Annotated in this window: 18 protein-coding genes and 1 riboswitch; of the genes, 4 read left to right on the top strand and 14 right to left on the bottom strand. The window is 66.2% G+C overall.

Features of this window, described 5'->3' with window-relative positions; translation table 11 throughout:
* A complete protein-coding gene (phaR, locus tag C8J44_RS15865; RefSeq protein ID WP_121905245.1) occupies nt 1–555 on the bottom strand; it encodes a polyhydroxyalkanoate synthesis repressor PhaR in 555 nt (184 codons plus the stop codon).
* A gap of 77 nt (nt 556–632) precedes the next feature.
* Here phaR and C8J44_RS15860 point away from each other — a divergent pair, with 77 nt between their 5' ends.
* The 4 genes from C8J44_RS15860 (at nt 633) to C8J44_RS15845 (ending at nt 7347) form a co-directional block, all read left to right on the top strand.
* Nucleotides 633–1628, top strand: a complete 996-nt coding sequence (locus C8J44_RS15860; RefSeq protein WP_259466899.1) for an alpha/beta fold hydrolase — start codon at nt 633–635, stop codon at nt 1626–1628.
* A gap of 33 nt (nt 1629–1661) precedes the next feature.
* Nucleotides 1662–2849 carry an acetyl-CoA C-acetyltransferase gene (locus tag C8J44_RS15855; protein WP_121905243.1) on the top strand — a complete coding sequence of 396 codons (1188 nt, stop codon included), beginning with the start codon at nt 1662–1664 and terminating at the stop codon, nt 2847–2849.
* Between the two features lie 53 nt (nt 2850–2902).
* Nucleotides 2903–6262, top strand: coding sequence for a TonB-dependent receptor domain-containing protein (locus C8J44_RS15850; RefSeq protein ID WP_259466898.1), 3360 nt, complete (start codon nt 2903–2905; stop codon nt 6260–6262).
* Between the two features lie 77 nt (nt 6263–6339).
* Nucleotides 6340–7347, top strand: a complete 1008-nt coding sequence (locus tag C8J44_RS15845) for a 2OG-Fe(II) oxygenase (protein WP_121905241.1) — start codon at nt 6340–6342, stop codon at nt 7345–7347.
* On the opposite strand, the gene alr is transcribed toward C8J44_RS15845, so the two are convergent.
* The 13 genes from alr to C8J44_RS15780 all read right to left on the bottom strand — a co-directional run bounded on the left by alr (nt 7328) and on the right by C8J44_RS15780 (nt 25132).
* Nucleotides 7328–8356, bottom strand: coding sequence for an alanine racemase (gene alr, locus C8J44_RS15840; RefSeq protein WP_259466926.1), 1029 nt, complete (start codon nt 8354–8356; stop codon nt 7328–7330). The two genes, C8J44_RS15845 and alr, sit on opposite strands and share 20 nt — an antisense overlap.
* Before the next feature lie 49 nt (nt 8357–8405).
* Complete coding sequence (locus C8J44_RS15835; protein ID WP_121905239.1) at nt 8406–9185, bottom strand: ABC transporter ATP-binding protein; 780 nt, start codon at nt 9183–9185, stop codon at nt 8406–8408.
* The gene (locus C8J44_RS15830) at nt 9176–10144 is read right to left on the bottom strand and encodes an iron ABC transporter permease (RefSeq protein WP_121905238.1); all 969 of its coding nucleotides are present in this window, start codon (nt 10142–10144) and stop codon (nt 9176–9178) included. The genes C8J44_RS15835 and C8J44_RS15830 overlap by 10 nt, the downstream gene beginning before the upstream one ends.
* A gap of 157 nt (nt 10145–10301) precedes the next feature.
* Nucleotides 10302–11114: an ABC transporter substrate-binding protein gene (locus C8J44_RS15825; protein WP_259466897.1), complete on the bottom strand. Its 813-nt coding sequence runs from the start codon at nt 11112–11114 to the stop codon at nt 10302–10304.
* The gene (locus tag C8J44_RS15820; protein ID WP_121905237.1) at nt 11111–13012 is read right to left on the bottom strand and encodes a TonB-dependent siderophore receptor; all 1902 of its coding nucleotides are present in this window, start codon (nt 13010–13012) and stop codon (nt 11111–11113) included. Before C8J44_RS15820 ends, C8J44_RS15825 begins: the two co-directional genes overlap by 4 nt.
* A gap of 111 nt (nt 13013–13123) precedes the next feature.
* Nucleotides 13124–13339, bottom strand: a riboswitch (cobalamin riboswitch).
* 20 nt (nt 13340–13359) lie between these two features.
* The gene (locus C8J44_RS15815; protein WP_121905236.1) at nt 13360–15414 is read right to left on the bottom strand and encodes a TonB-dependent receptor; all 2055 of its coding nucleotides are present in this window, start codon (nt 15412–15414) and stop codon (nt 13360–13362) included.
* A 61-nt stretch (nt 15415–15475) separates the two neighbouring features.
* Nucleotides 15476–16162 (bottom strand): response regulator transcription factor, encoded by a 687-nt coding sequence (locus C8J44_RS15810; RefSeq protein WP_121905235.1) that lies wholly within the window; start codon nt 16160–16162, stop codon nt 15476–15478.
* The gene (locus C8J44_RS15805) at nt 16162–18852 is read right to left on the bottom strand and encodes a sensor histidine kinase KdpD (protein WP_121905234.1); all 2691 of its coding nucleotides are present in this window, start codon (nt 18850–18852) and stop codon (nt 16162–16164) included. The genes C8J44_RS15810 and C8J44_RS15805 overlap by 1 nt, the downstream gene beginning before the upstream one ends.
* Nucleotides 18852–19421, bottom strand: a complete 570-nt coding sequence (kdpC, locus tag C8J44_RS15800; RefSeq protein ID WP_121905509.1) for a potassium-transporting ATPase subunit KdpC — start codon at nt 19419–19421, stop codon at nt 18852–18854. Before kdpC ends, C8J44_RS15805 begins: the two co-directional genes overlap by 1 nt.
* A gap of 10 nt (nt 19422–19431) precedes the next feature.
* Complete coding sequence (kdpB, locus tag C8J44_RS15795) at nt 19432–21483, bottom strand: potassium-transporting ATPase subunit KdpB (RefSeq protein ID WP_056055255.1); 2052 nt, start codon at nt 21481–21483, stop codon at nt 19432–19434.
* Nucleotides 21484–21496: 13 nt separating this feature from the next.
* On the bottom strand, nt 21497–23200 hold the full coding sequence (gene kdpA, locus C8J44_RS15790) for a potassium-transporting ATPase subunit KdpA (protein WP_056055252.1): 1704 nt from the start codon (nt 23198–23200) through the stop codon (nt 21497–21499).
* A gap of 13 nt (nt 23201–23213) precedes the next feature.
* A complete protein-coding gene (kdpF, locus tag C8J44_RS15785; protein ID WP_022685962.1) occupies nt 23214–23303 on the bottom strand; it encodes a K(+)-transporting ATPase subunit F in 90 nt (29 codons plus the stop codon).
* A 119-nt stretch (nt 23304–23422) separates the two neighbouring features.
* A complete protein-coding gene (locus C8J44_RS15780; protein ID WP_121905233.1) occupies nt 23423–25132 on the bottom strand; it encodes an outer membrane beta-barrel protein in 1710 nt (569 codons plus the stop codon).
* Nucleotides 25133–25836 lie beyond the last annotated feature (704 nt).

Genomic DNA, 25836 nt, shown 5'->3' with positions numbered 1-25836 from the left:
TCAGCCGAGCTTCTCGACCTTTTCCTGCAACTTGGCGAGCTCGCTGCGCAGCGCTGCGATCTCGTCGTCCTTGCTGGCTGGTGCCGCCGCCGGTGCGACGCCACCAGCGGTGCCGGGCTTGAACGCCTGGGTCGCGACGTCGAACATCTCGAGGTTGCGCTTGGCCAGATCGGCGAACGGCGAGTTCGCGAACGCACCCTCGACCGCGGATTTGAACTGGTCGTGGTTGCGGCGGAAGCTGTCCATCGACGCCTCCAGATACCCCGGCACCATCGTCTGCATCGAATCGCCGTACATCGAGATCAACTGGCGGAGGAAGTTCACTGGCATCATCGTCTCGCCGCGGCTCTCCTCCTCCATGATGATCTGTGTTAAGACGTTGTGCGTGATGTCCTCGTCGGTCTTCGCGTCGACCACCTTGAAGTCGCGTCCCTCGCGGGTCATCGTCGCGAGATGATCCAGCGTGATGTAGGATGACGACTCGGTGTTATAGAGCCGCCGGTTGGCGTACTTCTTGATGATGACGATTCCGTCGGCAGCCGGTTGCTTCTTCATGGATCCCCCGTCTTATGTTTGAAACGGAGGCTACAGTCTTTGATGACGCACCGCAACAAGGTCCGAGGCCCTTACCCTTGTTCCTGTCCGTGCTGCGCAGCGAGACCGCAGCATCGCCCGACCGGATGGCCCGCGCGCTAGCGGGATTGCGCGCCTATCAGGGCGCGCCGCGAGAGAAACGCCCTGATCCCAAGCCTGCGATCCACCGCGCCGGACGCGTAGCGTTGCGCGATTATGGTGGCATCGGACGCCCCGTGGTGTTCGTCCCGTCGCTGATAAATCCGCCCGACATCCTCGACCATTCGCCCGAGTCTTCGCTGGTGCAATGGACCGCGGCGCAAGGCTTTCATGCCTGGCTGGTCGACTGGGGATCGCCCGGCAGCGAGGACCGCGATCTCGATCTGGCGGCGCATGTCGAACGGTTGCTGGTCCCGCTGCTCGAGGCACTCCCCGAACCACCGGTGCTGGTCGGCTATTGCCTCGGCGGCACGCTCGCGCTCGGTGCCGCCGCGATCACGCCGACCGCCGGAGTCGCGACGATCGCCGCGCCGTGGCACTTCGCAGGCTATGGCGAGGGTCGTCCCACGCTCGCCGCGACCTGGGCCGCCGTCCAGCCCGCCGCCGCGTTGCTCGGCGTGCTGCCGATGGAAGTCCTGCAAGCCGGCTTCTGGCAACTCGACCCGGCACGGACCATCGCCAAATACGAAACGTTCGCCGACCTCCCCCCCGACAGCGAGCAATCGCGCGCGTTCGTCCGGCTCGAGGATTGGGCCAACGCCGGTGCCCCCCTCCCCTACGCCGCCGCCGCCTCGCTGTTCGAGGACTGCATCGCCAACGACCTGCCCGGCAAAGGCAACTGGGTCATTGCCGGCACCCCGGTCGATCCACTAGCGCTCGCCTGCCCAACCGTAGAGTTCGTCTCGCTCAGCGACCGCATCGTCCCCGCCGCCACCGCGATCGGCCTCGCCGACCGCCGCGACCTCGGCGCCGGCCATGTCGGCATGATCGTCGGCCGTTCCGCGCGTGCGCGCCTCTGGGAACCGCTCGCCAACTGGATCGCCGCACTCGACTGACCTACATGGGGTCCAACCATAGAGGACCCTGACATGACCGATCTCAACCCGAACGACGTTGTCATCACCGCCGCCAAGCGCACCCCCGTCGGCAGCTTCCTCGGCGCGTTCGCCACCACACCCGCACACGAACTCGGCCGCATCGCGATCGAAGCCGCGCTCGAACAGGCCGGCGTCGCCGGTGAGGATGTCTCCGAAGTGATCCTCGGCCAGGTCCTCACCGCAGCCCAGGGCCAGAATCCCGCCCGCCAGGCCTCGATGGCGGCGGGCGTCCCGAAGGAAATCCCCGCCTGGGGCGTCAACCAGGTCTGCGGTTCAGGCCTGCGTGCGGTCGCACTCGCGGCACAGGCGATCCAGACCGGCGACGCGACCATCGTCGTCGCGGGCGGCCAGGAGTCGATGTCGCTCTCCGCACACGCGCAGTCGATCCGCGGCGGCCAGAAGATGGGCAACCTCAGCCTCGTCGACACGATGGTCAGCGACGGCCTGACCGACGTCTTCAACGGCTATCACATGGGCATCACCGCCGAGAACCTTGCCGAGCAATACCAGGTCACGCGCGGCGAGCAGGACGCCTTCTCGGTCGCCTCGCAGAACAAGGCCGAGGCCGCGCGCGGGTCGGGCCGCTTCAAGGACGAGATCGCACCCGTCACGATCAAGGGTCGCAAGGGCGACACCGTGGTCGCCGACGACGAATACATCCGCGCCGGCGCGACGATCGAGAGCGTCTCCGGCGTGAAGCCCGCCTTCAAGAAGGACGGCACCGTCACCGCGGCCAACGCCAGCGGCCTCAACGACGGCGCCGCCGCCCTCGTCATGATGCGCCGCGACGAAGCCGAACGCCGCGGCTCGACCATCCTAGCGACGATCCGAAGCTGGGCCTCGGCCGGCGTCGATCCGTCGATCATGGGAATCGGCCCCGTCCCCGCCTCCCGGCGCGCGTTGGAGAAAGCCGGCTGGACGCTCGCCGACCTCGACCTGATCGAAGCCAACGAAGCCTTCGCCGCGCAGGCGCTGTCGGTCGGCAAGGAACTTGGCTGGGACGCATCGAAGGTCAACGTCAACGGCGGCGCGATCGCGATCGGCCACCCGATCGGCGCCAGCGGCGCCCGCGTCCTGACCACGCTGATCTACGAAATGCAGAAGCGCGATTCGAAGCGCGGACTGGCAACGCTCTGCATCGGCGGCGGCATGGGCATTGCTATGTGTTTGGAACGGTAACACACACATACAGCGCAATTTTGTATCGATAGCGCTACCTTACATGGCGCAATGTGACGATTTTGTCACGATCGGTTACAAACGTTACGGCGACGGGGCCTGAACCTGAACACAGGCTTGCCAGTGCGCCGCCTTACGCGCTGTATGTCCCCCATAACGGCAAAAGTGCCGGTAAAACGGGGGTTTTTATGACGCTTTCTCACCTTCTGGGAGCGACCGCGCTGGCGAGCTCGCTTCTTGTCGCGGCTCCGAGCTTCGCGCAAACCGACCCTACGGTTACCACCCTGCCAACATCCGCTCCAGACGATAGCCAGGCTACGAGCGCTGACGGCCAAGGGAGCGAAGGCGGCGAGATCACCGTTACTGGATCGCGCATCCGCCGCCCGAATCTCGAATCGAACCTGCCGGTCACATCCATTAGCGGTGAGGAGTTTTTTCAGCGCGGTCAGAATAACATCGGCGATACGCTCAACGATCTTCCCCAGCTGCGCAGCACCGTCGGCCAGCAGAATCCAGGACTGGGTATTGGCATCCAGGGCCTGAACCTTCTGGATCTTCGTGGCCTAGGCACTCAGCGCACGCTCACGCTCGTGAACGGCCGTCGCCATGTACCCGCCGACATTCAGAACAACGCTGTCTCGGTCGATGTCAACACGATCCCCAACGATCTCATCGAACGCGTCGACGTCGTAACGGGTGCCAATTCCGCCGTGTACGGGTCAGACGCCATCGCGGGCGTCGTGAACTTCATCCTCAAGCGTGATTTCGACGGTCTTCAAATCCGCGGTGGGGCCGGTATTTCGGAATACGGCGCAGGCGGCAACCAGATCATTTCCGCAATCGCCGGCAAGAATTTCAACGAGGGCCGCGGCAACATCACGCTGGCTGCCGAATATGCGCATCAGGAGCGCGTCTACGGCTCCGACATCCCCTTCTTCCGCCAGAATAACGGTTTTGCCGTCACACAGGTCGATCCGGCGGGATTGCCCAATGGCAGCGACGGCATCCCGGATCGGACCTTCGTTCGCGATATCCGCAGCGCGAGCATCCACCGGTGGGGCCTGGTTCCGATCACGCAGGCTGCCGGATCGCCGCTTTGCGGCACCGGTATCCGGAACGGCAGCTCGGCCGGCCTGCCGTATAACTGCACGTACATCTTCAATCCCGACGGCTCGCTGGTGCCGCAGACGGGCAGCCGCACCGGTACGGGGATCATCGGCGGCATCATCGGCGGCAATGGACAAACGGGTCGTGAAGAAACGCAGCTTTCCGTGCTGCCGTATCAGGAGCGCGCCAACTTCAACATGCTGGGTCACTATGAATTCAGCAAAGCTGCCGATGTCTTCGTCGAGGCGAAGTTTGTTCGGGTCAATTCCAACGGATCGAACTCCGGTCCGGCCTTTGTACAGGGCGGCACGTTCGGCGATGAACGCGAGCGCCCGCGCCTCGACAACCCGTTCCTGAACGGCGCAGCACGTACCACGATTGCCAATGCGGTCCTCGCGTCTGGCTTTCGCCCCAACCTGTCATCGCGCACCGCGCTGACGGCAGCGGATCGTGCGGCTATCGCGAACGGAACCTTCCGTTTCGTCAATTCGCGCAACTTGCTCGATCTCGGTCTGCGTGACGAATATGCCAAGCGCGACACGTACCGGATCGTCGGCGGAGTGCGCGGGGAATTCAACACCGACTGGTCCTACGAGCTGTCCGCGAACTATGGCCGGGTCGATCAGCGCACGACGGTCCAGGGCAACATCGTTACCCAGCGCTTCCTGCTTGCCATGGACTCGGGCCGCAATCCCTCGACTGGCCAGATACAGTGCCGCTCGCAGTTCGATCCGACCGCGGCGGTAGCCTATGATCCGAGCACCGGTGATGCCGCAGCTCTTGCCGCCGATATCGCGAATTGCGTACCCTACAATCCCTTTGGCGCTCCCAATAATACAGCCGCACGCAACTACATCGTTCAGGACACCGTATCGCGCGGCAAGCTCCAGCAACTCGTCCTGAGCGGCTTCGTCTCCGGCGATTTGAGTCAGCTATTCGAACTGCCAGGCGGCCCGATCAGTTTCTCGATCGGTGGCGAATACCGGCGTGAAGATGCTCGTTTCGAAGCAGACCCGCTGGTTCAGTCCGGGCGCACCTTCCTGAACGCCCTGCAGACCTTCGATCCACCAGCCTTCGAAGTTAAGGAAGCGTACGGCGAGTTGCGTATTCCTCTCCTGCGCGATCTGCCGTTTATTCACGAACTGACATTGAATGGCGCGGGCCGCGTCTCGGACTATAATGGCACCACTGGTACGATCTACACCTACAACGGCGGCGTCGAATGGTCGCCCATTCGCGATATTCGGTTCCGGGGCAACTACGGCCGTGCCGTTCGAGCACCGAACTACACTGAAACGGGCTCCCCGCTCGGTCAGGATTTCGCACCGGGCTTCCAGGATCCCTGCCGCCCGACGAACATCGGTTCCGGCAGCCAGACCCGCGCAGCCAATTGCGCGGCCGATCTGGGCGCTCTTCTGAACGACCAGAATTTCCAAGGCCTTCCGGTATATTCTTTGGAAATTCTGAGCGGCAGCAACCCCAACCTGACGGCAGAGAAGTCCGACTCCTACACGCTCGGTGCCGTCTTCACGCCACGCTTTGCTCCCGGCCTGGGGCTCACGGTCGACTATTATAACATCAAGGTGAAGAACGTCATCGTTTCACCGACGGCGCAGTCGGTCGTCAACAGCTGCTACGATCTTCCCGATCTGAACAATCAGTTCTGTGCACTGATCCAGCGTTTCCGCGGCACCGGCGATGCCCGAGGCCCGAATGGCGAAGTTCCTGGTCAGATCCTGGACGGTACACTCAATCAGATCCCGCTCAACTTTGCATCGCGCAAGCGTGCGGGTATCGATACAGAACTGACGTACCGCACGGATATCGGTGCAACTACCAGTTTGTCGACGCGACTTTTGTACACGCACGTCTTGGCTAACAGCAACTATCAGGATCCAACCCGCCCGAACTATGAAAACCGCCTACTTGGAGAATTAGGAAATCCAAAGGACGAGTTCCAGTTTACAGCTGATTTGACGCTCGATCGCGTAACATTGGGATATCGTGGACGGTACATCAGCTCGATGTTCGTCAACACCTACGAGGATCAGAACGGCCTTCAGGGGCGGCCTCCTGAGAATGCCGACTATGCCGACATCCTGAAATATCCGTCCGTCGTATATCACGACATTCGCTTGGACCTGCGGGTTGGCGAAGAGGGAAAGAAGGGCATGAACTTCTACGTCGGTATCGATAACGTCGCCGACAAGGAGCCACCGCTTGGCTCGACGGGTACGGGCGATGGTAGCTCGATCTACTCGATCCGTGGTCGCAGCTTCTATGCCGGCGTCCGCGCCCGGTTCTAAACGAAGCCGATGCGAGTTACCTTAGGGGCGGTGGTTTTCCACCGCCCCTTTTTCATGCTGTTGATCATGGAAGACGAATGACCGAAGACCCCGTCGCACGTGCCGACCAACTTTTGCGTGAAGGCCATGCTCGCGAAGCCGTGGATTTGATCCTGGAAGCGAGTGCTTCAGGTCACCCCGACGCACTATTCCGTAATGCAATGTGGAAACTCGCCGGCGAACCGATCGCACGAGACCTACCCGGCGCGCGCGCACTTCTTCGTCGAGCGTCGACGCAGGGCAATGCAGATGCGACGATGGTGGAAATAGCACTGACCGCCAATGGCAGTGGCGCTCCGAGTGATTGGGCAGGAGCGCTTGCTTTGCTTGAGAGCATTGCCGATCATCATACTGTTGCGGCCGAGCACCGCGCGCTGCTGCGCCGCATGACCTTAACCATCGACGGTGGGCCGGCACATATTCCGACAGCCGAAACAATCGGCAAGCACCCTTGCGTCCAGTACATTCCCCGGCTGTTCACGCAGGAAGAATGTCTTCACGTCGCGTACAGCGCTGCCGATCTACTGGAGCCGGCGATGGTCGCGGACCCTCGCACGGGAGCGAGCATTCCGAACGCCGTACGCACCTCGGACAGTGCCGTCATCGGCCCCACGCGCGAAACGTTGGTTATCCAGGCGCTCAACCGCCGCGTTGCAGCCGTATCGAACACCGACTGGCGTCAGGGCGAGGCCCTGTCGGTTCTCCGTTATCGACCCGGCCAGCAGTTCCGGCCACATATCGACGCGCTGCCTGCCACGCATAATCAGCGCATCCGAACCGTGCTCATTTATTTGAACGACGGTTTCTCGGGCGGGGCCACGTACTTTGTCCACAACGCGCTTAGAGTGACCCCTCGGATGGGGGATGCGATCATTTTCGACAATGTATGCGCCGATGGATCAATCGATCCGACGACCAGGCACGCCGGAGAGCCCGTCACAAACGGCGTTAAATGGCTGGCCACGCGCTGGATTCGCGCTCGGCCCTTTAGCGTCTGGAACGGTCCCGAAAGCGCGGCCGACGATGTCAGATCCACGATCTCTTGAACCGCGCACCCAAGCTTGTCAGCAATTCGTATTGCGACACCCCAGATACCGCAGCCGCTTCGGGGAATACGAAGTCCAGCGCGAGCCACATTCCTTCATGCACCGATGGCGCCCTCGACACATCGATGGCGACAAGATCCATCGATACGCGGCCAATCACGGGCAGTGCCGTATCGCCCGCCCTTGCGGTTCCTGCGTTCGAGAACCCGCGGAAATAGCCGTCGGCATAGCCCAGGTTGACGATCGCGACTTCCGTGTCGGTCTTCGCCGTCCACGTCGCGTTGTACCCGACCGTCTGCCCGGCGCCGACCCGGCGGCACTGGAGAACCTGCGCTTCGATCGCCGCCACCGCCCGGATCGCGTCCACCAAATCGGAGCGGGGAATGCCGCCATAAAGCGCCAGCCCGGGCCGGGTCAGATCGAACGCATAGTCCGTCCCCAGGCCGATCCCCGCCGAATTGGCGAGGCTCAGCCGACGCGCCGACGTTCGACCGGCAAGCGCGGCAAAGCGATTGCGCTGGACCTCGTTCATCGGCGACTCTTCGTCGGCACAGGCTAGGTGACTCATCAGCGTCTCGAGTTCGAGACCGTCGAGCAGACCTGCGGCAATGTCGTCGGTGGACACCCCAAGTCGGTTCATGCCGGTGTCGACCATGACGTCGCACGGCCCGCCGCCTTCAGCTTTCCAGCGCCCGACTTGGCCCGCGGTATTCAGGACCGGGCGGGCGAACCCCGCCAACGCCGCCGCCATGTCCTCGTCGCGGACGCCGTGGAGCACGGACACGGTCAGCCCGAGCGGCGCGAGTTCGGCGGCCTCCTGCCAGTTCGAGACGAAGAAATCGCGGCAGCCCGCATCGGCGAGGCGGCGCGCGACCTCGATCGCGCCGAGGCCGTAGCCGTTCGCCTTGACCGCCGCACCGCAGGCGGCGCGCCCGCTCATGCGGTCGAGCGTGCGCCAGTTCTGGACGAGGGCATCGCCGTCGAGGCGCAAACGGAGCGGGGCAGGAATGTCGATCACCGGGTGCGGGATAGTGCGACGAACGGGGCGCGTCGACCGTCTATGCCGGTTCGATGCGGCCGACGGGCACGAACAGGCGACCGTCCTCGTCCTCCAACGTCGCGACGCGAACACCGAAAACCTGCCCGAGTGTGGCGGGCGTGAGGACATCGGCGACCGGGCCGAACGCCACGACCCGACCGTCCGCTATCAACAGAGCGTCATCGGCGGTGCGCTGGGCCTGGACGAGGTCGTGGAGGACGATCGCCACGCCCGCCCCACCCGCCGCATAAATACGCAAGCGCGCGAGCAGGTCGATCTGGTGCGACGGATCGAGGCTGGCGAGCGGTTCGTCGGCGAGCAGCCAGCGCGGCTCCCCTGCCAGCACGCGCGCGAGCAGGACGCGGGCGCGCTCGCCGCCGGACAGTTCGGCGATCGGGCGATCCGCCAGATGCGTCGTTTCGGTGTCGTGCAGCGCGCGCGCGATCGCCGCGTGATCAGCGGGCGATGCGCCGGCATGCGCGCCGCGGTGCGGCAGCCGCCCGAGCGCCACGACATCGCGCGCGACGATGTTCCAATGCACCGTCGCGTCCTGCGGCAGATAGCCGATCGCACGCGCCCGCACCCTCGGGTCCAGCGCCCGGACCTCCTGCGTATCGAGCCTGACGCTGCCGGACGCATAGCCGACGAGCGCGGCCGCAGCCTTGACCAGCGTGCTCTTGCCGGCGCCATTGGGCCCGAGGATCGCGGTCACGCGGCCGGGGCGCAGATGCGCGGATATGTCGTGCAGCACGGTGCGCTTGCCGAGCTTCACGCTCAGACGATCGACGATCAGATCCATGCGCGGCCTCGCTCCCTGAACAGCAGCCCGAGAAAGAACGGCGCGCCGATCATCGCCATCGCGACGCCCAGCCGCACTTCGCCGGCGCCGGGCGCAAGCCGCACGAGGCTGTCCGCGGCCAGCACGAGCGCCGCGCCGCCCAACGCCGACGGCAGGAGCAGCGCGCCCGGCCGGTGCCCGAATATCGGTCTCAGCAGGTGCGGCACGATCAGGCCGACGAACCCGATGACCCCCGTCACCGCGACGCCCGCCCCGACGACAAGCCCCGTCCCCAGCACGACGAGAACGCGGATGCGGCCCATCCGTACGCCCAACGACCGTGCCGCCGTCTCGCCGAGCGACAGCGAATCGAGCGACCGCCCGGTCGTCAGCAGCAGGATCGTCCCGAGCAGCATCGGCGGCAGCGCGGAATATACGTCGGTCCACCCGCGATCGGTCAATGCGCCCATCAACCAGTCCATGACCTCCGCCACCGCATAGGGGTTCGGCGCGATCGAAATCAGGAACGCGGTGAGCGCGCCGGCGAAACTGGTCAGCACGGTGCCGGCGAGGATGAAGGTGATCGCGCTCGACGATCGCCAGGTCAGCGCGGCGAGCAGCGCGACCGCGCCCCCTGCCCCGAGCATCGCCGCGATGAAGATGCCGGGTCCGGTGCCGACCCCGAAGACTATCGCGGCCACCGCGGCGAGCGCCGCGACCGACGAGACTCCGACCACCGCGGGGTCCGCCAGCGGATTGCGCAGATAGCCCTGCAACACCGCACCCGACAGACCGAGCGTCGCCCCCAAGGCGAGGCCGAGCACCGCGCGCGGCAGGCGCAGTTCGAGGATGATCCACCAGCGTGGATCGGCGGAGAACCACGCGGACGGCGGCACCGAGACTTTCCCGCAGCCGAGCGAGAGGGCGAACAGCCCGATCACGAGCAGCCCGAGCGCGAGCAGTTTCAGCGTGCGGGTCATTGCCGCGAGTCCGCACATGGAAGAGCTCCAAGCCGAGACGCCACCCCGGCGAAGGCCGGGGCCCAGTTGGGGGACGATCGTGACTGCGGGCAGCGCTCCATTACTCCGGCCTTCCCAACTGGGCCCCGGCCTCCGCCGGGGTGGTAAAGGTGGGCCATCACAGCCCCGCCCTTATCGCAGCCAGCCGCTCGAGCGCGGGCGGAATCGTCGGGCCACCGCAGTTGATCAGCACACGCGGAAACACCGCTTGCGGCGTGGTCGGCAATAGCCGGTGTCGCAGTGCCGCCCCCCGCCCGACGCGCTCCGAGGCGATGACGACATCGGGCGGCTGCGTGACGATCGTCTCCGCAGACAGCGTGCCGGTATGCGTCAGGCCGTAGCGCACCGCGGCGTTGCGCAACCCGACGCGGGTCATCATGTCGGTCAGCAACGTACCGTCGCCGGTCGCCAGATCGCCGGTGATATAGAGCAGCGCGCTCGGCAGGTTGGCGCTGTGCCGCGTCCACTTGGCGACGGCGCGATCGATATCGGCATTGATCCGCGCACCACCCGACGGCGCACCGACCGCATCGGCGATCTGCGTCACCTGCGCCTGGCTCTCGGCAATCGAATCGGGGATGCCGAGCAGCAAGGTCTTCAACCCGGCCCGCGCATACGCCGCCTGCGTCGCCGCGGGCGTGTAGGTGCTGGCGATGACGAGATCGGGGTGCAGCGCGATCACCTCCTCCGCAGTGCCGGCGGTCGCGCGAAACCGCCGCGCGACGTCGAGCGGGATCGAGGTCCCGCCCGGATCCTGCGAATAATGACTGATCGCAGCGATCCGCGATGCGGGCACGATCCGCACCAGCACCGCATCGACGCACGGATTGGTCGAGACGATCCCCCCGCCGCCGCGTCTGCCCGGCGGCACGGAACAGCCCCCGAGCATCGACGCGATCAGCAGCGTGAGGAGGATCGCCGCGCGGCTCACTTCAGACGCAACCGCACGCCGCCAAAGGCCGCCCGACCATAGGTACCGTAGCCGGCGATGGTCTGGTACGACGCGTCGGTGATGTTATCGACGCGGCCGTAGACCGCGCACCGCTCGCCGATCGGGAACTCCGCCCGGACGCCGCCGAGCGCATAGCCGTCGAGCCGCACCGCATTGGCGGAGTCGTCGAAACTGTCGCCGACCATCGTTACCGTGCCGCCGATCGACAGCCCGAACGCGAACCGGTAATCGGCGTTGACGCTCGCGGTCTGCTCCGGCCGCCGCGCGAGGGTCTTGCCGAAATCGTCGCCGATCGACCGGTTTTCGGTGTGGATATAGCTGTAGTTCGCGGTGAGCGTCAGCGCATCGACCGGCCGCAGCGCCAGCGTGAACTCGGCGCCATCGGCCTCGGCACGCGCGACGTTGTCGTACACGCCGAACGGGCGATCGACGCAGATCGAGCCGGGTGTCTTCAGCTCGGTAGGGCTGCAATCGCGGAAGTCGATCTGGTTGCGCGTGCGGCGATTGAAATAGGTAACGCCGACGCGCGCCCGGTTGCCGAGAAACGCCTGTTCGACGCCGACGTCGAAGTTCCGCGCGGTTTCCGGATCGAGACCGCGGTTCCCGTAGTCGGAGAACAGCTGATACAAGGTCGGCGCCTTGAAGCCCTCGCCGTAGCTCGCGCGGAGCGTCGTGCCGGTCCGCAACGCCAGTGCGGCATTGGCACCGAACGTCGTATGGTTGCCGAAATCGTCGTGATCGTCGTTGCGGACGCCGCCGGTCAGCGTGAGGATGTCGATCGGCTTGACGATCAGCTGGCCATAGACGCTGGTGATGCCCGTGTCGGCATAGCTGAAGCCGTCGTTATAGCGGCTGTTCTCGCGCTCGACGCCCGCGACGACGCGCACCTGATCGAGGGGGCGGAAGTCGCCCTGATATTCGTAGCGCTCGCTGCGGCCGCGCCCGATGAAGCTCGGGTCGGTGCCGAAGGTCGGATCGTAATTGTCGCGGTTGATGTCGGCGATCGTGAACGCCACGCGGTTGTTGAACCGGCCATCGGCGAAGTTCGCATGAAGCCCGGCATAGCCATAGATCTCCTGCGTCTTCGAATATTCGGGGTCGTCGGCCAGGACGAAATCGGGTGCCGGAAACCCGTCGATGGCGACCTTGCTGTCCGCATAATAGCCGCGCAGATCGAGACCGATGCCCGGCGCGAACTCGACGCCCAGCCGCCCGGCCGCACCATATTGGCGATAGCCGTCGCGCTCGGTGCCGCTAGCCGCCGACGAGATGCCGTCGGTGCGCAGATAGCCGCCGGTCAGCGAGCCCGAGACCGGTCCCTTGGCGCCCGACACGCCCGCGCTTGCGAACACAGTGTCGGCATAGCCATATTCGGCGTTGGCGCGGGCCTGCACGCCTTCGGTCGGCGTCGCGGTAATGATGTTGACGACGCCACCGATCGCCTGGCTGCCCCACGGCACCGAGTTGGGGCCGCGCAACACTTCGATCCGCTCGACCGAGCTCGACAACAGGTTGGCGAAGTTGAAGCCGCCCCCGGTCGACGACGGATCGTTGACGCGGACGCCGTCGATCACGACCAAGGTCTGGTCGGATTCAGCGCCGCGGATCCGCACGCCGGTCAGCGCGCCGACCGAGCCGTTGCGCGTGACGGTGACGCCCGGCGTGGTCGCGAGCAGGTCGGATACCACCGTGGTCTGGCGGCGCTCGATCTCGGCGCGGTCGATCACCGTCACCGCCTGGCCGACTTCGCTCGCGGGCTGCGCGACGCGGGCGGCGGTGACGACCAGCTCGGGCGTCTCACCGTCGGGAATGGATTGTGCGTAGGCGGGCGACGCGATCGCGGCCGCCGCGCTCAGAAGTAGGAATGTTTTCGTCATCGGGCACGTCCTGAACAGAACCGCCTGCGACCATTCGCAGAGCGGCCAGACGTCTCTCGCTCGAGGATGCCCCATGGGGGCCTCTCGTCCGCGCCGGACACCCGCCCGCGCAGTGGATCGACCGTGAGAGGCAGGTCTCCTGGCTTCCGGGTCTTCGCGCCCACCCCGCCTTCCCAGGCTGTCACCCAGTGGCATATTCGGGGTGGCCGCTATCCGGTCACAGTTGCGGGTACAGCGCCGGTTTTGCGGCTTTGGTCATGACGACCCTCCCGCGCACCGACTTCCCTTTTGATCCCGTCGCCGGGAACCCTTCACCTCACCGCCATTAGTCGCAGCCCAGACACGGGTCAACGCAAGCCATAGCGGAGCCCGAGCCAGAACGTCCGCGGCGTCGCACGCTCGACGATGTTTCCGCCGCTGATCCCCGCCTCGACCCGCTCATTCACCATGTTTTCGGCGCGCAACTCGGCGACCAGCGATCGCAGAATCGGCAGTGCCGCATAGCCGTCGAGCGTTGTCGCGGGCGCGAGCACCCGCGTATTCTGGTCGTCGTCATACTGCCGGCCGATATGGCGCACGGTCAGCGACAGCGCGGCGGCATCGCGGCGCCAGTCGACCGTTCCGGACACCGCATCGCGCGGCGTCTGCGCCGGCCGCAATCCATCGAGCGCCGCGGTGATCCCCGATCCCTCGACGGTCGAGTTGGTATGTGACCACGACGCCTGCACGCCGAACGGGCCGGGCCGATACGACGCATCCAGTTCGAACCCGTGCGCGCGGATCGCGTCGAGATTCTGGCGGACGCGGTAGGTCGTGACGCCGGGCAGGACCTGCGTCGGGCTGGTGGTCGTGACGTTGGCGATCGCGTCCTTGAGCCGGTTGTAGAAATAGGTCGCAGCAATGCTGACACTTCGCGCGGGCGTCAGCGTGACGCCGCCCTCGACCCCGGTCAGCCGCTCGGGCGAAAGCAGCGCATTCGCGGCGGTGGCGTCGTTGCCGACGCGGAATGGGCGATACAGTTCGTTGAGCGTCGGCAACCGCCAGCCACGATACCCCGCGGCGCGCAGCGTGATCGCGTCGGCGGGCTGGTAGGCGATACCGGCGCGGCCGGTCGTCTCGCTGCCGTCGCGGTCGGCGTAGCGCTGGTTGGTCAGCGCAGGTCCGACGGCGACCGGCCGTTCGGACAGATAGCCGCCGTCGATCGACCACCAGTCGACGCGCCCGCCCAAACTGAAGGTGAAGTCGCCCGCGACCAGACTGCCGTCCGCGAACACGCCCGTCGTCGTCGTGCTTCCCCCCGCCTCGCGGCGCCGCGTCGGGACCGCCGCGACGAAGGTGTAGAGTTCCTGCGTCTTGCCGCTGACGTCGCGCAGGTCGGCGCCCAGCCTCAGCGTGATGCTCTCGCCCAACGGCGGCAGGATCTCGATCCGCCCGCCGAGCCCGGTCGCCGGCGTATTATACTGGTCGAGCGACTGGATCGCGGTCGTGCGCGCGGCGTTGATGCTGTTGAAGCTGCTCGCGAACGCGCGCGTCTGGAGATAGGCGAGCGCTGAATAGCCCCAGTCGCCGCGCCCGATCAGCCGGATGCTCGCATCGGCGCCTTCGCTCGTATTGTCGGTGAAGTCGGACCCACGATCGCGCCGGTCGGTGAAGGCGCTCGCGTTCACCTGCAACTCTGTCTTCGCGCCGATCCCGACGACCGCCCTGATCGCACCCGACGCCTGCTCGTACGGCGCGGGTCGATCGACGATCCCCCGACTGTCGGCCACGGTCGGCGTGAAACCGTCGCCGCGCGCATAGGCGCCGGACAGCGTCGCGAACCCGCCCTCGCGGACCAATGCCGCCGAACCCTGCGCATCGACCGAGTCCCGGCTGCCATAGGCGACACTGCCCTGGAACGGCGTCAGCTCGCTAGGCGTCGCGCTTTCGAGTTCGACCGTCCCGGCCAGCGCTCCTGGCCCCTGATAGCCACTGCCGCCGCCGCGCGTCACGCGGATGCGACCCAGCCGGCCGGTCGCATAGGCGGGAAACGCGACCCACCCGCCGAACGGATCCGCCTGCGGCACGCCGTCGAGGATCAGCAGCGCGCGACTCGACGCATTGCCGCCGATCCCGCGCAAAGAAATCCCCTGGCTGGTCGGGTTGGCGCTGCGCGAATCCGACCGGCGGAACTGCTGCAAGCCGGCGACGTCGGCGAGCACGCTCTCCAGCCGGTTGCTGGCATTGGCGTCGATCCGGTCGCGCTCGATCGTGACGATGTCATAGGCGCGATCGCCCGGTGCCGGCGCCAGCCCGCGCCCGGTCACGACGATGTCGGGTGCAGGTTCGGAGGTCGATTGCGCGACGGCAGCGCCGGACGACAGGAGGACGCAAACGAGTGCAGAGATCGGAAGGCGAATCATCGCCGGCGCATGGCAGCTTTACCCCGTCTCTGGAAAGCGGGCAGACCGGCCCGGTCGCCGTCTAGCTGTCAGTGCGCAGACGGTAGCCAACCCCGAGTTCGTTGGCGATCACGCTGCCGACCGGATCCGGCGCCTCGAGTTTCTGGCGCAGGTTGCGGATCACGATGCGGAGATATTCGATCCGCGGATCTTCGTCGCCACCCCATGCCGCGGCGATGATCTTGTCGTGCGTGACGACCCGCCCGCTGTGCCGGGCGAGCACCGCAAGCACCTCGTGCTCCTTGCGCGTCAGATGCAGTTCCTCGCCGTCGCGCGTGACGACGCGACGATCGAGATCGATCGTCAGACCGCCTTTCCGCACGAGCTTCGGTGCGGTGTCGGCGCTGGCCCGATGCCGCAGCGCGACGCGCAACCGCGCGAGCAGCTCGTCGCTGTCGAACGGCTTGGTGACGAAATCGTCGGCGCCGAGATCGAGCGCGGCGACCTTCTCGTCGGTCGCGTCGCGCGCGGACACCACCAGGATCACCGCATCGCCATCGCGCCGCAGCACCGGGATCAGGCTGAGGCCGTCGCGATCGGGCAATCCGAGATCGAGCAGGATCGCGCTCGGATGCTCGGCCGCCGCGCAGGCGATCGCACTGCGCGCGTCGACCGCTTCGACCACCGCATAGCCAGCGCGCTCCAGCGTGTTGCGGAGCAGGCGGCGGATCGAGATTTCGTCGTCGACGACCAGGATCTTCGCAGGCATCAGATCGCGCTTTCGGGTGCGACGTTGCGCACGATGAGAGGGGACGGGAACACCAGCGTGAACGCGGCGCCGGGTTCGTCGACGCGATTGCCGGCTTCGACCATCATCCCCATCGCCTCGGCGAAGGCCTTGACGATGGCAAGCCCCAACCCGGTCCCGACGATCTCGCGGTCCGACCCTTCGAGCCGCCGGAACGTCTCGAACACCTCGGCCTCGCGACCCGGCGGCAGGCCCGCGCCGTGGTCGAGCACCGCCAGTCTGAGCTCGCCGTAGCGATGCCGCCCCTCGACGACGATCTCGGTACCGGGATCGCCGTAGCGCCCGGCATTGTCGAGCAGGTTGAGCAGGCAGTGATGCAGCAGCTGCGGATCGACCCGGACCAGCGGCAGGTCGGGCGGCACGTCGAGCCGCACGGCATGCCCCTCCAGCGCGCGGCGCGCGTCGTGCGCGGCACCTGCGACCGCATCGCTGAGATCGGTCGCCTCGACGTTAAGCTTGAGCGCCCCCGCCTCGACCCGTGCCATGTCGAGCAGATTGGCGACGAACCGGTTGAGCCGCGCCGCCTCGGTCTTGATCGTCGCGATCAGGTCGGGGGTGGCACCGTGATCGAGTTCGTTCGCCGCAGCGATCACCGCGGTCAGCGGCGTGCGCAGATCATGGCTGACCGACGAGAGCAGCGCCGCACGCAGCCGATCGCGCGTCCGCACCGCGTCGACATCGCGCATCTCGGTCTCGAGCCGCAGCCGTTCGAGCACCAGCGCGGACTGATCGACCAGACTGGTGAGCAGCGGCAGCTGATCGGCGCGGACCGGATCGCCGCTGTTCTCGCGCGCGATGCCGAGCACCGCGAGCGTCCGCCCGCCCGCCTTGACCGGCTGGAACAGCCATTCGGATGCGGCCAGCGTCGCCGATCCCTTGCCCGCCGCCGCGCCGGCATCGAACGCCCAGTTCGCGGCGGCCAGATCCATCGTGTCGAGCCGGTAATCCGCGGTGCTTGCAGCCTGGACGGTCAGCCCGGCGCCCGTCGTCGGGGCGAGCAGGACCGACTGCACCGCGAAGACCTGCGCGACGTCGTCGCAGATCATCCGCGCCGCGACCGCGGGATCGTTGATCGCGCTCAACTGCCGCAGGAACCCCGCCAGCGTCGCGTTGGTCTGCGCGCTCGCCGCCGCGAGGTCGGCCTGCGCCCGCACCCGCGAGGTGAGCTGGCTGGTCGCGATCGCCACGCCGAGCAGGACGAAGATCGAGATCAGGTTCTCGGGATTGCTGATGCTCAGCGTGCCGACCGGCGGCAGGAAGAAGAAGTTGTAGGCGAGGCTGGACGCGATCCCGGCAAACAGCCCGGTGCGCAACCCGAACAGGCTGGCCGCCACCATCACCGGCAGCAGGTACAACAGCGCGACGTTGCCGAGATCGAGGATATGGAACAACGCGCTGGCGACGGTCGTGATCGCGGCGACCAGCGCGAGCGTGATGGCATAGCCGGTCGGCGAGCCCCAACCCGCCTTCGACCGCCGCCACGCCAGCGCGGAGGTCCTGGTTTCGGTTTCCATCGGCAGGACGTGGACGGTGACGCCGCTCGTGCCGCGGATCAGCCGGTCGACGATCGATCCGTGGATGAATTCGAACGCACGCGATCGGCGCGACTTGCCGACGACGAGCTGGGTCGCACGCGCGTGGATCAGGAAGCCCTGGATACCCTCGACCACCGACGCGGCCGGCACCGTCGCGACCGCCGCCCCGAGCTGCGTAGCCAGCGTCATCGCCGCGGCGACGCGCTGATGCTGGACATCGGTGAAGTGCGCGGTGCGCGGCGTTTCGATGAACAACGCCGTCCACGGGCCGTGCAGTCCGTCGGCGACCCGCTTGGCCGCGCGGACCAGGCCGTCGACGCCGGGCAGTTCGTTGATCGCGACGACGATCCGGTCGGTGCCCGCCCATGTCCCGCCAATGCCGATCGCGCGGACATGATCGAGCATCTGCGCGTCGACCGCTTGCGCGGCCCGGCGCAACGCGAGTTCGCGCAGCGCCGACAGGTTGGATTTGGAGAAGAAATGGCTGAGCGCACGGGTCGCCTCGTGCGGCAGGTAGACCTTGCCCGCCTTCAGCCGCTCGATCAGCTCGTCGGGCGGGATATCGACGACCTCGATCTCGGCGAGTTCGAGGATTCGGTCGGGCACGGTCTCGCGCACCCGGACCCGCGTGAAACTGGCGACGATGTCGTTGAGGCTCTCGACGTGCTGGATGTTGATCGTCGAATAGACGTCGATCCCCGCCGCCAGCAGTTCCTCGACATCCTGATAGCGTTTGGGATGGCGGCTGCCGGGGGCATTTGTATGCGCGAGTTCGTCGACGAGCGCGAGCCGGGGCGCGCGGGCGAGGATCGCGTCGATGTCCATTTCCGCCAGGACGCGCCCTTCATAGGCGACGTCGCGACGCGGGACGATTTCCTGCCCGCGGGTCAGCCGTTCGGTTTCGACCCGGCCATGCGTCTCGACGATGCCGATGACGACGTCGACACCGTCGCGCCGCCGTGCCGCGCCTTCGGACAGCATCTCGAAGGTCTTGCCGACCCCCGGTGCCGCGCCGAGGAAGATCTTGAGCTTCCCCCTCCCCTCCTGCTCGGCCTGACGCAGGAGGGCATCCGGATCCGGACGATTGTCGCTGTTGCCCGGATCGCTGACCGGCATCAGCGCGGCAGAGCGTCCAGCGCGCGGTTCATCGCCAGCACGTTGACGTGCGGTTCGCCCAGGATCGACGTCTCGGTCGCGGTGGCGACGATCGTCCTCACCCGGTCGACCGGGATGCGGCGGACCCGCGCGATACGCGGTGCCTGGACGGCGGCGGCGGCGGGCGACAGATCGGGATCGAGCCCCGATCCGCTCGCGGTGACGAGGTCGGCGGGCAGCGGCCCGGTCACCCCTTCGGCGCGGCGCTTGGCGACGTCGGGCGTCACCCGGTCGACCAGCGCGTGCGAGGCCGGGCCGAAATTGGACCCCGACGACGCCAGCCCGTCATAGCCCTTGCCCGCGGCGGACGGGCGGGTCTGGAAATACCGGTCCCCGACGAACGCCTGACCGACCACCGTCGAGCCGACCACCTGGCCGTTCTGCGTCACCAGACTGCCGTTTGCCTGCGACGGAAACACGGCCTGGCCGATCCCCGTCATCGCCAGCGGGTACGCCAGCCCGAGAAGTGCCGCGAACAGGATCGTCATGACGATCGCGGGTCGCAGTGCGGAGGTGAGATCCTTGCCCATGGTATTGTCCTTATGCGAGGCCGAGGCCACCGACCACAAGGTCGATGATCTTGATGCCGACGAACGGCGCGATCAGCCCGCCCAGTCCGTAGATTGCGAGGTTGCGCGCGAGCAGCGGGCCCGCCCCCATCGGCGTGTACTTCACGCCCCGCAGCGCCAGCGGCACGAGGCACGGGATGATCACCGCGTTGAAGATGATCGCCGACAGGATCGCGCTTTCGGGCGACCCCAGCCGCATCACGTTGAGCACGCCGAGCCCCGGATACAGCACGACGAACATCGCCGGGATGATCGCGAAGTATTTCGCCACGTCGTTGGCGACCGAGAAGGTCGTCAGCGCGCCGCGCGTCATCAGCAACTGCTTGCCAAGGCCGACGACCTCGATCAGCTTGGTCGGATCGCTGTCGAGATCGACCATGTTGCCCGCCTCGCGTGCCGCCTGCGTGCCGGTGTTCATCGCCACGCCGACATCGGCCTGCGCCAGTGCGGGCGCGTCGTTGGTGCCGTCGCCGCACATCGCGACGAGCTTGCCGCCCTGCTGTTCCTGGCGGATCAGCGCCAGCTTATCCTCGGGCGAGGCCTGCGCGAGGAAGTCGTCGACCCCCGCCTCGGCCGCGATCGCCGCCGCGGTCAGCGGGTTGTCGCCGGTGATCATCACCGTGCGGATGCCCATCGTCCGCAGCTCGCCGAAGCGTTCGCGGATCCCTGCCTTGACGACGTCCTTCAGGAAGATCGCACCGAGCAACCGGCCGTTCTTCGCGACCGCCAGCGGTGTCCCGCCGGCACGCGCGATCTCGTCGGTGATGCGGCGCAGTTCGGTCGCCGCCGCGGTCTGGCCGACCCCTGGATTGGCCTTCAGGATCGAGTCGACCGCGCCCTTCTGGACTAGCATGTCCGCGGTCCGTACGCCCGAGATCCGCGTCTGCGCGGTGAACGGGATCACTTCCGCGCCATCGGGCAACACGCTCGTCGTGACGCCGAACCGCTCGCGTGCCAGCACGACGATCGAACGGCCCTCGGGCGTCTCGTCCGCGAGGCTGGCGATCAGCGCGGCTTCCGCCATCTCGGCATCGCTCGCGCCGCCGACCGCGCGGAACTCGCTCGCCTGGCGGTCGCCGATCGTGATCGTGCCAGTCTTGTCGAGCAGCAGGACATCGATGTCGCCCGCCGCCTCGACCGCACGACCCGACTTGGCCAGCACGTTGAACCGAACCAGACGGTCCATGCCCGCGATGCCGATCGCCGACAGCAGCGCGGCGATCGTCGTCGGGATCAGCGTGATCAGCAACGCCGCGAGCATCGCGACCGGGATCGAGCCACCCGCATAGCTGGTGAAGCCGGGGATCGTGCCGACCGCGATCAGGAAGATGATCGTCAGGCCGACCAGCAGCAGAGTCAGCGCGATCTCGTTCGGCGTCTTCTGCCGCTCGGCGCCTTCGACCAGCGCGATCATGCGGTCGAGAAAGCCCTTGCCCGGTTCGACCGTCACCTTGACGCGGATCTCGTCGGAGATGACTCGCGTCCCCGCGGTCACCGCCGAGCGATCGCCGCCCGCCTCGCGGATCACCGGCGCGCTCTCGCCGGTGATCGCCGCCTCGTTGACCGACGCGACACCCGACACGACCTCGCCGTCGGACGGGATCAGGTCGTTGGTCTCGACCAGCACCACGTCGCCGACCTTCAGCGCGCTGGCGGGCACGCTCTCATGCTCGCGACCGTCGCCCTTCAGGCGCTTGGCAACGAGGTCCGCCTTGGTGGCACGCAGCGAGGCCGCCTGCGCCTTGCCGCGTCCTTCGGCGAGCGCTTCGGCGAAGGTGCCGAACAGCACCGTCAGCCAGAGCCAGATGACGAGCTGCAGCTTGAAGCCGATGCTCAGGCTGTCGTGGCCGACGACCAGCAGCACGGTCATCAGCGCGGCGACGACCGCGGTGACGAACATCACCGGGTTGCGGATCAGCTCCTTCGGGTTGAGTTTGACGAACGACGCCGTGATCGCCGGCACCACCAGATCGGCGGTGAACAGGCTCTTGCTCTGCGAACGGCTTTGCGAATTCTGGGCCATGATGGCGCCCCCGTCAGGACAAAGTGCCGCGGATCATCGCGAGATGATCGGCGATGGGACCGAGCGCGAGGCTCGGCAGGAAGGTCAGGCCGCCCAGGATCAGCACGATGCCGACGAGCAGGCCGACCCACAGGCCGCCGGTCGTCGGGAACGAACCCGCGCTTTCCGGCGTGTATTTCTTCGCGGCCAGGCTGCCGGCGATCGCCAGCATGGGCACGATGATGAAGAACCGGCCGACCCACATCGCAACGCCTAGCAGACCGTTGTAATAGGGCGTGTTGGCGCTCAGCCCGGCGAACGCCGACCCGTTGTTGCCGACCGCGCTGGTGAAGGCATAGAGGATCTCCGAGAAGCCGTGCGGCCCCTTGTTGAGCGGCCCCGCCAGCCCCTGCGCCAGCACCGACGACAGCGCGGTGAGCCCGAGGATCATCAACGGCAGCACCGCGATCGCCAGCACCGCGAGTTTGACCTCGCGGGACTCGATCTTCTTGCCGACATATTCGGGCGTACGACCGACCATCAGCCCGGCGACGAACACCGCCAGGATCGCGAACAGCAGGAAGCCGTAGATGCCGGCGCCGACGCCGCCGATCACGACCTCGCCCAGCTGGATGTTGAACAGCGGGATCATCCCGCCGAGCGCCGTGAAGCTGTCGTGCATCGAATTGACCGCGCCGCACGAGGCCGCGGTGGTGACGACCGAGAACAATGCGGACGCGGCGATCCCGAAGCGGACCTCCTTGCCCTCCATGTTGCCGCCCGCGACGCCGAGATGATGCAGCACAGGGTTGCCGGCGGCTTCCTGCCAATAGGTCACGGTGACGCCGGCGAGGAACAGGATCACCATCGCCGACAGGATCGCCCAGCCCTGCTTGGTGTTGCCGACCGCCTTGCCGAACGTCCAGGTCAGGCCGAAGCCGATCAGGAAGATCGACAGCATCTGGATCAGGTTGACGAGTGCGGTCGGGTTCTCGAACGGATGCGCCGAGTTCGCGTTGAAGAAGCCGCCACCATTGGTGCCGAGCATCTTGATCGCTTCCTGGCTGGCGACGGGCCCGATCGCGAGGACCTGCTTGACGCCTTCGAGCGTGGTCACGTTGACGGTCGCGGCCAGCGTCTGCGGCACGCCGCTGGCGATCAGGAACACCGTATAGACGACGCACAACGGCAGCAGCAGATACAGCGTGATGCGCGTCATATCGGCCCAGAAATTGCCGATCGCCTTCGATTCACGCCGCGCGAACCCGCGGAACAGCGCGAACGCCAGCGCAATGCCGGTCGCCGCACTCAGGAAATTGTGGATCGTCAGCCCGAGCATCTGGCTGAGGTTCGACATCGTCGACTCACCCGAATAGCTCTGCCAGTTGGTGTTGGTGGTGAAGCTCACCGCGGTGTTGAACGCGAGGTTCGGCGACAGCCCGGCGAGCCCCTGCGGGTTACCCGGCAGCACACCTTGCAGACGCAGCACCGCATAGGTGAACGCCATCAACGCGACGTTGAACACGAGCATGTGCAGCGCGTACCGCCGCCAGCCCTGCTCGGCCTGCGGATCGACCCCGGCGAGTTTGTAGAAACCGCGCTCGACGGGTCCGAGGACGACGTGGAGCGGGGTGCGGCGGCCTTCGTACAGCGCGAACAGCCACAGGCCGACCGGTTTGGTCAGCGCGAGGAGGATGGCGACGAAGCCGAGGATCAGGAACCAGCCCTGGAATGTCATGATGCCGCCTCCTTCAGAAGCGTTCGGGGCGGATCAGGACCGCCACCAGGTAGATGAGCAGGCCAAGTGCGGTCAGTGCCGCGAGCCAGAGATCGAGAGTCATCGCATCCCCCTCATGCGTTGTCGCACAGGCGGGCATAAGCAAGCGTCGCCGCCACCAGCCCGACCATCACGAGGATCCAAATAAGGTCTTCCATTTTTAGGCCCTCCTGCTCGTGTCGACTAGAAGTGAAGGATCGCATCGCCCGATAGGGCAACGAGATACCGCTTATTCGCGACTATGCTTAAATTAGAGTTGCCGTTGAAGGCGTTAGCGTCGAGCGCGCGGTAATACGCGACTTCGGGTCGTATCTCGATCTGGGGCGAGAACCAGTGTTGATAGCCGATCGCACCCGCGACGTAGCGAGTCTTCGCACCGGTACGCTGCCCCTTCTCGTCGTCGAGATACTCGCCGCGCAAGGTGATATTGTTGAGCGGCGTCGGCGTGAAGTTCAGATAGGCGAGCGCCGATTGCGCATGCGCCGAGCACCGCAACACGTCGACGCTGTTGCACTGCGCCAAGCTGGGGGCGTTGAACGGCAGACGCTGCGGGCTGAACGGCGTGCCGCCCATCGCATACGCGTTCTGGACGACGGGGTTCAGCCCGTTCGGCACGTTCTTCTGGTAGAGATTATAGCTTTCGAACGCGACATGCCACTTGTCGGTGAAACGGTGATAATAGGTCAGACCGCTCCACTGCAGATTGTTGTAGCCCCACTCGCCGTTGTTGATCGCGTTGGTGCAGACGTAAAACGAGTCCCGTCCGCTATTCGACTGGTAGCGGACGCAGCCCGTGAACGAGGCCTGCGCGCCGGGATCCTTGCGATAGGTCGTGCCGGGGTAGAGCGGATTGGGAAAGGGGTTCGTCACCCGCTTGCCGACATTCCACAACGCGGTCTCGCTGCCATCGGTGACGGCGCCCTGGACGAACCAGTTCTTCGTCACCGCCAGCGTCGCCATGACGCCGGTGTTCGTATAGTTGTCGAACGTGTACGTCATCGAATGCGAATACATGTAGTTGTTCGGCGCGAGCTGCGCCTCGATATCCGGCGCCGCGATGAACCGGCCGACCCTGATCACCAGACCCTGCGCGATCTTCGGAATATAGACCTCGCCGTAGACCATCGGCAGATCGTAGCCATAGTCGTTGTTGTGCTTCAGCAGCTGGTTGCTGAACAGACCCAGCGAGGTGGTGTAGCGGTAATCGACGCCGTAGATCCCGGCGACGCGGAACCCCCAGTCGACATGGTCCTGCTGCACCGTATCGGGCGTGCGCTCGACATAGACGACAGCCTGGTCCAGCTGGATACGGCGAGGCTGATAGTCATATGCCGCGGGCGCATTGCCCCCCGGCACGGACGACGAGCTGTAATTGCCGCCGACATCGAGCCAGCCATAGACCTGGACATGCGCGCTCGCGAGCGCCCGGCCGATGCCAGTGGGGGCGATCGCGGTCATCAACGGGCTGTCGACGGACGCTGGCCGGTTCGCACCGATGCTCGTCGCACCGCCATAGGGCCATTCGGTAAACGGCAAGGGCGGCGTCGTCGCAGGCTGGGCCGGCCATCCTTCGCGACGCGACGCCGGCGCATTGGGATCCGACGGCGCACTGGCATGCCCCATCTCCAGCGCATAATAGCGCGTGAACCGGGTAAGCACACCGTCGCCGAGATTGTCCGTCGTATAGGCCCCGCTTGCGCTCGACGCGCCCGCGCTCGAGAGGTCGGCGCTCGACGGGTTGGTGCTCGATACGTTAGTGCTCGATACGTTGGCGGGCACGCCGGCGGGCGAGTCGGCAGGCGCGGCGACCGCGGCATCGCCGACCGTCTGCGCGTGCGCTGCTACGGTCGGCAGCCCGAAGGTGCACAGGAACGCAGCAAAAGCTTTCTTCATTACTTCCCCCTTGATCGACCACCGTTGAACGGCCTCCGTTGAACGACGTGGCGACGGTGTTGAGGGCAGCGCATCTGGCGTAAGGCCCATAGCAATTCGAGACCGATTCCAGCGTTTCGCGTATAGCCGGCGTATAGTCGGGCCCGCGCAGCCGAATTATCGGACCCGACGCTCAGGTCGGACACCCAGGTCGCACGCAGTTAACCGGCACGGCGATCAGCGATGCGTGATCCCGGGTATCACCCAGATCGATCGCGAATGAAGTCGAGCGACGATACGCAGCACCCGCAACTCGATCGCACGCGCGATGTGACGCAGAGTGCTGGATGCCCTAAACGTCCCTGCCCGCTGCCGCCGTCACGCTGGGACGGTTGCCGCATGCCGCTGCCAAGCTCGGATCGACCTTAAGTATGAAAGCGCTTTTCTTCGTTATGCCGGGCTCGTTCCGCGCGCCGCGTGCCGGCCGCGCGTCAACATGCAGCCCCCTTAAAACATGGCGGCGGATATTCCCTCCGCCGCAGGCGCCCGATACCCGCAGATAACCGAGAATTTCGGGACCGATTTAGGCAATGTACCCCGTCGATACCCCAGCCCGCGAGAGCTAGGACGACGCAGCATCCGGAGTCCGCAAAGTCGACCCATCGGCAAAGACGATTTAAACTCCTCCGCTGAAACTCCCCCCGCATCTGACGCAGCTCGCGCCC

Source organism: Sphingomonas sp. PP-CE-3A-406, from assembly GCF_003688625.1.
Taxonomy (GTDB): domain Bacteria; phylum Pseudomonadota; class Alphaproteobacteria; order Sphingomonadales; family Sphingomonadaceae; genus Sphingomonas.
This window is presented reverse-complemented; position numbering and strand designations above follow the sequence as displayed.

Coding starts and splice junctions, on each gene's coding strand:
- phaR (WP_121905245.1), bottom strand. CDS start 555: ATGAAGAAGCAACCGGCTGCCGACGGAATCGTCATCATCAAGAAGTAC.
- C8J44_RS15855 (WP_121905243.1), top strand. CDS start 1,662: ATGACCGATCTCAACCCGAACGACGTTGTCATCACCGCCGCCAAGCGC.
- C8J44_RS15845 (WP_121905241.1), top strand. CDS start 6,340: ATGACCGAAGACCCCGTCGCACGTGCCGACCAACTTTTGCGTGAAGGC.
- C8J44_RS15835 (WP_121905239.1), bottom strand. CDS start 9,185: ATGGATCTGATCGTCGATCGTCTGAGCGTGAAGCTCGGCAAGCGCACC.
- C8J44_RS15830 (WP_121905238.1), bottom strand. CDS start 10,144: ATGACCCGCACGCTGAAACTGCTCGCGCTCGGGCTGCTCGTGATCGGG.
- C8J44_RS15820 (WP_121905237.1), bottom strand. CDS start 13,012: ATGACGAAAACATTCCTACTTCTGAGCGCGGCGGCCGCGATCGCGTCG.
- C8J44_RS15815 (WP_121905236.1), bottom strand. CDS start 15,414: ATGATTCGCCTTCCGATCTCTGCACTCGTTTGCGTCCTCCTGTCGTCC.
- C8J44_RS15810 (WP_121905235.1), bottom strand. CDS start 16,162: ATGCCTGCGAAGATCCTGGTCGTCGACGACGAAATCTCGATCCGCCGC.
- C8J44_RS15805 (WP_121905234.1), bottom strand. CDS start 18,852: ATGCCGGTCAGCGATCCGGGCAACAGCGACAATCGTCCGGATCCGGAT.
- kdpC (WP_121905509.1), bottom strand. CDS start 19,421: ATGGGCAAGGATCTCACCTCCGCACTGCGACCCGCGATCGTCATGACG.
- kdpB (WP_056055255.1), bottom strand. CDS start 21,483: ATGGCCCAGAATTCGCAAAGCCGTTCGCAGAGCAAGAGCCTGTTCACC.
- kdpA (WP_056055252.1), bottom strand. CDS start 23,200: ATGACATTCCAGGGCTGGTTCCTGATCCTCGGCTTCGTCGCCATCCTC.
- kdpF (WP_022685962.1), bottom strand. CDS start 23,303: ATGACTCTCGATCTCTGGCTCGCGGCACTGACCGCACTTGGCCTGCTC.
- C8J44_RS15780 (WP_121905233.1), bottom strand. CDS start 25,132: ATGAAGAAAGCTTTTGCTGCGTTCCTGTGCACCTTCGGGCTGCCGACC.